Genomic DNA, 6,177 nt, shown 5'->3' with positions numbered 1-6,177 from the left:
CCTGCCCCCCCCGCCACTGCGCGGCGACCACCGGGGACCCTGCGGGCCGCGGCAGGACCGGCTCGGGCATCAGCGCCGCGTCGGGCGTCCCGGGGTCGACGAAGCGCACCCAGCTCGCCGCGGCCGCGAACCGCACGTCCACCGGCGCCCTCGGGGAGGCGGGGAGAGGCTCGGGGGACGAGGAGTCCATCGTCCCCTCCCTTCTGCGTGCGGCACCGCCGCCGCAGCGTACCGGAACCCGAAAAACGGGGCATGGGCCCCGTGAACAGGAATCCCGCATCGCGGAACGCCCCCGGCACCGCCCGGACGGGAACGGATCCGCGTCGGAAAGGACCGGAGAAGAGGGCCGCCCGGCGGTTGTGGCCGAGAAGTGGCCGCTTCTCTTCCTACCGTGGCGGCATGACCCATCACGGCACGGCCGTTCGGAGGGCGCCCGGCGGCGCCCCGAAGCACAACGCCTCGGCGGAAGGGGGCTCGGCATGGCGATCGGAGTGACCACGCCGACGGGCAACGTCGGTTCGCACCTGCTGCGGCTGCTCGTGCAGGCGGGCGAGCGCCCGCGAGCGCTGCTCCGGGACCCCTCCCGGCTCGCCCCCGACCTCGCCGGGCACGTCGACGCGGTGGCCATGGACAGCTGGGACGCCGAGTCCGTCATCGAGGGCACCCGTGGGCTCACCGCGCTGTACTGGGTGAACCCGACCGCGACCGACCGGGACCCGCTGGAGGCGCACGCCGCCGCCGCGGCCGGCGTCCGCGCCGCGGTGGAGCGGAACGGCATCGGGCGCGTCGTCTTCCAGTCCAGCGTCGGCGCGGAGAAGCGGTCCGGCGCCGGCGAGATCGACGGGCTCGCCGCCACCGAGCTCGCCCTGGACGCCACCGGGGCGGCGGTGACGCACCTGCGCTGCGGCTACTTCTTCACCAACCTGCTGATGGACGCCGAGGCGATCCGCGGCGGCGTGTTCAGCACCGCGATGGACCTGGACCGGCCGGTGCCGTGGGTGGCCCCGGCCGACATCGCGGCGGTGGCCGCGGTCCGGCTGCTCTCCGGATCCTGGAGGGGGCGGTGCGTCCAGGCGGTGCACGGGCCGGAGGACACCTCCTTCCGGCGGGTGGCCGGCGTCCTGTCCGAGGTCCTCCGCCGCCCGGTGGAGCCCCGGCGGATCGGCGACGACGAGGTCAGGGCGGCGCTCAGGGCCGCCGGCATGTCCGAGGCGCAGGTGGAGGCCATCGCGATGATGACGGTGGGCGTCAGGGACGGCTTCACCCCCGAGGACCCGCGCAGCCCCCTCACCACGACGCCCACGTCCCTGGCCGCCTGGGCCGCCGAGCACCTGGCCCCTCTCGCCCGGTGACGCCCGCGCCCCGGCGCCCCTCCCCCTCCGGGGCGCCGGGGCCTGCGGGGCGCTCCGGCGCGCCGGAGCACGTCCGCTCTGCCCGCCCCCGCACGGCCGGGCGGGGCGGACCGGGCGGGCGCGTGCCGCCGGGGCGCGGTCAGCCGTGCCAGACGGATTCGTGGTCGGCGTGGACCGGCAGGTAGGCGCCGGGGGTGAACAGGGCGTCGTAGTACTCGGTGTCGATGTGCTGGGCCTGCAGGTAGTTCATGATCCAGACGGTGGGCACCGTGCCGGGGAACTTTCCGAACGTCGCGTCGACGTACTCGGCCTGCAGGGTGAGCAGCTCCTTGAACCGGGCGTCGTGCGGGGCGGCCGCGCCGCGCACGCCCGGCGTGTCCCGCCACGGGCCGGGAGTGTCCGGGTGGAACGGGCCGCCGGGGCCGAACTTGCGCTCGGTGTAGGCCTCCACCGCGGCGGCCATGTCCGGGAAGTGCGGCCGGCAGTAGGCCTCGAACACCCCGGGCAGGCCGGTCGGGTCGGGCAGCGGCCATCGTGGGTCGGTCTGCACGTGGAAGCCGAGGCCGGGCACGTCGGCGCGGCCGGAGGCGCCGAGCACTGTGGGGCGGTCGATGCCGTCGAAGGCCCACCCGCCCAGGCCCATCGCGGTCAGCAGCAGGTGGCCGTTGTAGACGCTGGTCATCAGCTCGGCGGTGGCCTCGGTCAGCGAGTACTGCTCGACGAAGGAGAGCGGCACCGGGTCGCCGGTGTCCACCCGGTCGGCGAACGCCTCGATCCCGGGGATCCGCCGCCCGTTGACGTCGTCGTAGACCGCGACCCCGTTCTGCGCGAAGAAGGCCAGGTTGGCCAGGGTGTGCTGGGCGATGTCGGCGACCGGGGCGACCAGCAGCGAGCCGGGGTGGTTGGCGATCCAGGTGTTGTGGCCCTCCATGTAGGGCTGCTCGCGGGGGATGTGCAGGCGCTCGGTGGAGAGCCTGCGGACCCGGGAGAGCACCGCGTTCAGCCGCCCCTCGGTGTCGGGGTGCTCCTCGGGGCGGGCGTCCCGGGTGGACAGGAAGTAGGTGCCGGTGTCGTCGGTGAAGAAGAAGTCGGCGGTGTGGAAGCCCGCGGCGGAGGGGAAGGTCCGGCCGGCCGCCGAGCCGCTGTAGTTCGGCAGGGCCGGGGCGTAGCCGGGGTGGTGGGTGATGGCGTGGTGCCACCCGGTCACGCCCGCCACCGTCGTCAGCACCAGGGCGCGCTCGACGTCGCTGAGCGGAACGGGGTCGTGCCGGCTGCGGTAGGCCAGCGGCCCCGCGGGCACGTGCCCGCCGAGCGGGAACCGGCGCGATCTCCGCCCGAACACCGCGTCCAGCAGCGGAAACCGCCCGAGCCGCTCGACGGCTGCGCGCTCGCCCGTGCTCAGTGCGACCGGGGGCAGTCCGGCACCGTCCGCCATTTCCGGTCCCCCCTCGCGGTGGCCGCCTCCTCCATCGCGCTCCTCGGCCGCGGCGCACGGCCGTCGCCGACCGTCGGTGACCGGGCCGTCGCGGAGGCGAGCGGTCCCAGCCTCACCACCGTTCCCGCCTTTGTCAATCAGGACAGTGAGTTTCATCCGGTTCGCCCCGTACGCGGCCTTCACCGGGGAGGGGCGGGCTCCGGAGCGAAGCGGCCGGCCGTCCCCGTTCACCCTGCGGGGCGGTCCGGCGCACCGTTCGGCGGCGCGGATTCGACGCCGGCGAGGAACCGCTCGACCCGGTCGGCGATCTCGTCCGGGTATTCGGCGCTGATCGCGTGCGAGGCCCGCGGCCACAGCTCGACGGTCCCCGCGCCGAGGCGGGCCCGGGCATGCCGCACGACCCGCTCGGGGTCGCGGTGGACGATGCTGCGCCCGCCGATGAGCGCCAGCACCGGCGCGGTGATGGAGTCGAGTTCGGCGTCGGCGGGCCGGGCCGGCGGCGGCTGGCGGATGTCGAAGTGCTCCATGCCCGCGGCGATCAGCCGCCCCGCCGCCGTCTCCTGGGAGCGGCGGTTCCCGCCGGAGATCATGCCGACCAGCCCGCCGCGCCACCGGGCCGGCATCGGCAGCACGCTGCCGAGCGAGACCAGCAGGCTCTTCGCGGCGAGCTCGCCGAAGGTGCGGATCGGCTCCAGCGCGGTCAGCGAGCGCACCCGCTCGGGCCGGTGGATGAGCGTCTGCACGCCGAGCCAGCCGCCGAAGGAGACCCCCAGCAGGTGGGCCCCGTCCAGCCCGAGCCCTTCGATCGTCTCCGACAGCCAGGCGGCCTGGTCGGCGCCGGAGGCGATCCGCTCCGACTGCGAGCTGCAGCCGGGCTCCCCCAGCCCGTCGACCGTGTAGACGGGGCGGCCGCGCCGCAGCCCCGGGATGTTGGGCCGCCACATCGGGGTGGAGGAGTTGCGGCCGGGGAGCAGCAGCAGCGGCGTGCCCTCGCCGCCTCCGAACCGGTAGGCGCGCACCTGCCCGTAGGAGGTCGCCACGGTGTACCGGCCGGCGGGCTCCTCCAGGGCGCCCATCGCCTCCCGGTAGACCGCCGCGAACCGGTCGAAGCCGGCCCGGTTCCGGAAGGAGCCGATGCCCTCGGCGTTCCATTCGCGCCCGATGCGCGGTTCGAGGAATTCGACGGACGCCATGGGCCTCCTCCGGCTCGCGTTGCGGTACGCTCATACCGTAACGGTTCCGCCCCGTCCGGACCACCCCGAATCCGATCGGCAGAGGACATGCCCCGCCAGGTCGACCACCGGCAGCGCCGCGCCCAGATCACCGACGCGGTGCTGCGCATCGCCGCCCGCCGCGGCCTGGGCGATGTCACGATGAGCGAGGTCGCCGCGGAGGCCGGCGTCTCCAAGGGCCGCGTCCAGCACTATTTCGGCTCCAAGGAGCGGCTGCTGCTGCACACCGGGCACCGGCTGCGGGACCGGGTCGGCGCCCGCCTCCTCCCCGAATCGCCCGGGGACGGCGCGCTGCCGGCCCTCACCCGCCTCCTGCACGCGGTGCTCCCCACCGCGGAGGAGGCCCGGGTGGACGCCCTGGCCGGCAAGGCGCTCTTCTCGGTCGCGCTGGGGATGCCCGAGCTCAGCGAAGAGTACCGCCGGGGCACCGCCGACCTTCGGGGCCTCCTCGCCGACCTGCTGGTGAAGGCCGGCGGCGGCGCGGAGGACGCCGATCGGCACGCGGCCGCGCTCCTCGGCCTCACCGAGTACCTGAGCGACGCCCTCCTCCTGGAGGAGACCACCGCGCCGGAGGCGCGGCGGCGGCTCGACGCCCAGATCGCGGAGTTCCTGGGCCGCTGAGGGCCCGCACCGCATGCGTCACGGGAGCGGAGCGGGCCCTTCCCGAGTCGCCTCGGCCCCGGCCCGAACGTGGTCGATGCCGCGCCGGTACAGGTCGGTGCGGCCCACCGTCGCCCCGCCCCTTCGATCCCGAACGGTTCGGGTACCCGGGTGAGGCCCCTCGGCCTCAGGTGGCGCAGGAGGCGGTGGACGGCGGGATCCACGCGCCGGCCTCGCGGACGACACGGGAGCCGGTGGACTCGATCCGCACCGTTTCCCGCCTTCCGATCCGGGCGGGGCGGCACCGCCCGCATCGTGCGGCGAAGGAGCGCTCCGGCCCTCCGGGACCGCCGCTCCGCGTTTTCCGCGGATCGACGGCTCAGAGCACTAGGCTCCCTCGGCGAGGTCGCGGACGATGTCGGCGGCCGGGCGCTCCTCCGCGGAGCGGTAGGAGGTGCCGGCCCACAGGTGGAGGCGGTCGGCGTCGCCCTCCCGGGCGGCGGCCTTGCGCATCGGGCCGGTCAGGTGGTGGACCTGCGGGTAGGCGGCGGGCGCGTCCGCGGTGTAGGTGCCGAGGAAGCGGTTGACCAGGCCGCGGGCGCGGCGGCCGCTGAAGGCGCGGGTGACCGCGGTCCCCGGGAACACCTCGTCGGCCAGGGCCTGCTTGTGGGTGGCGCTCGCCCCGCTCTCCGGAGAGCGCAGCAGCGCGGTGCCGACCTGCGCGGCGGCGGCCCCGTGCGCCAGGACCTTGCGGACGGCGGCGGCGTCGCCGATGCCGCCGGCCGCGATGAGCGGCAGCCGGACCTCCGCCCGCACCTCGGCGAGCAGGTCGAGCAGGGGCGCGGTGCGCTCCTCGGCGTCGTCGAAGGACCCCTGGTGGCCGCCGGCCTCGGCGCCCTGCACGACCAGCGCGTCGGCGCCGGCCGCCACCGCGGCCCGCGCCTCCTCCGCGCTGGTGACGGTGACGACGACGGCGCTGCCGGCCGCGCGCAGCGCGGAGGCATCCGCGGGGGCGGGCGCCCCGAAGGTGAAGCTCACCACCGGGACCGGGTCGGAGCGGAGCAGGTCGAGCTTGGCCGGGTAGTCGTCGTCGTTCCACCGGGGCTCGCCCAGCGGCGCGCGCAGGGCGTCGGCCTCCGGGGCGATGGCGCGCGCGTAGGCGGCGACGGCGTCCGGGTCGGCGCGGTCCGGGCCGGGCACGAAGAGGTTGACGCCGAACGGGCGGCCGGTGAGCCCGCGGGTGCGGCCGATCTGCCCGGCCAGCGCCTCCGGGGAGGCGTACCCCCCGGCGAGGAACCCGGTGCCGCCGGCCGCACCGACGGCCGCGACCAGCTCGGGCGTGCTCGCCCCGCCGGCCATGGGCGCCCCCACCACCGGCACCGGGGCGGCCCAGAGTCCGCTGCCTTCCGCGTCCACCACCGTGCACGACCTCCTCTGCCGACCGTCCGGTCCCTGCAGGGTCGCACATCCCGCGCCCCGCCCTGTACCGGACCTCCCGCCGGCCGGCCGCGCCGCCCCGGAAGGCCGGCGGCCGGCGCGCTCCCGGTCCGGCCGGGAG

6 protein-coding genes are annotated in these 6,177 nt (G+C 76.3%); 2 read left to right on the top strand and 4 right to left on the bottom strand.

The features are described 5' to 3' along the window. A partial coding sequence (locus tag D459_RS34980; RefSeq protein WP_026120257.1) for a hypothetical protein occupies positions 1-190 on the bottom strand: 190 nt, incomplete at its 3' end. Between the two features lie 289 nt (positions 191-479). Between D459_RS34980 and D459_RS0110410 the strand changes: the two genes are divergently transcribed. Then, positions 480-1,352: an NAD(P)H-binding protein gene (locus D459_RS0110410; protein ID WP_017592946.1), complete on the top strand. Its 873-nt coding sequence runs from the start codon at positions 480-482 to the stop codon at positions 1,350-1,352. A 139-nt stretch (positions 1,353-1,491) separates the two neighbouring features. Here the strand turns inward: D459_RS0110410 and D459_RS0110405 are convergent, their stop codons facing one another. Beyond that, entirely contained in the window at positions 1,492-2,787 is a 1,296-nt protein-coding gene (locus D459_RS0110405) for a hypothetical protein (protein ID WP_017592945.1), read from the bottom strand. 227 nt (positions 2,788-3,014) lie between these two features. Beyond that, on the bottom strand, positions 3,015-3,980 hold the full coding sequence (locus D459_RS0110400; protein WP_017592944.1) for an alpha/beta fold hydrolase: 966 nt from the start codon (positions 3,978-3,980) through the stop codon (positions 3,015-3,017). Between the two features lie 87 nt (positions 3,981-4,067). Between D459_RS0110400 and D459_RS0110395 the strand changes: the two genes are divergently transcribed. Continuing rightward, positions 4,068-4,640 (top strand): TetR/AcrR family transcriptional regulator, encoded by a 573-nt coding sequence (locus D459_RS0110395; RefSeq protein WP_017592943.1) that lies wholly within the window; start codon positions 4,068-4,070, stop codon positions 4,638-4,640. A 366-nt stretch (positions 4,641-5,006) separates the two neighbouring features. Here the strand turns inward: D459_RS0110395 and D459_RS0110385 are convergent, their stop codons facing one another. Next, positions 5,007-6,038 (bottom strand): nitronate monooxygenase, encoded by a 1,032-nt coding sequence (locus tag D459_RS0110385; RefSeq protein WP_017592942.1) that lies wholly within the window; start codon positions 6,036-6,038, stop codon positions 5,007-5,009. Positions 6,039-6,177: the final 139 nt, after the last annotated feature.

It is taken from the genome of Nocardiopsis potens DSM 45234 (assembly GCF_000341105.1).
Taxonomy (GTDB): domain Bacteria; phylum Actinomycetota; class Actinomycetes; order Streptosporangiales; family Streptosporangiaceae; genus Nocardiopsis_A; species Nocardiopsis_A potens.
Note: the sequence above shows the minus strand (reverse complement) of the source record. Positions and strands in the feature narration are given on the sequence as shown.

Excerpts from the sequence above, each read along its gene's own strand:
- D459_RS0110395 (WP_017592943.1), top strand. The coding sequence starts at position 4,068 with ATGCCCCGCCAGGTCGACCACCGGCAGCGCCGCGCCCAGATCACCGAC.
- D459_RS0110400 (WP_017592944.1), bottom strand. The coding sequence starts at position 3,980 with ATGGCGTCCGTCGAATTCCTCGAACCGCGCATCGGGCGCGAATGGAAC.
- D459_RS0110410 (WP_017592946.1), top strand. The coding sequence starts at position 480 with ATGGCGATCGGAGTGACCACGCCGACGGGCAACGTCGGTTCGCACCTG.
- D459_RS0110405 (WP_017592945.1), bottom strand. The coding sequence starts at position 2,787 with ATGGCGGACGGTGCCGGACTGCCCCCGGTCGCACTGAGCACGGGCGAG.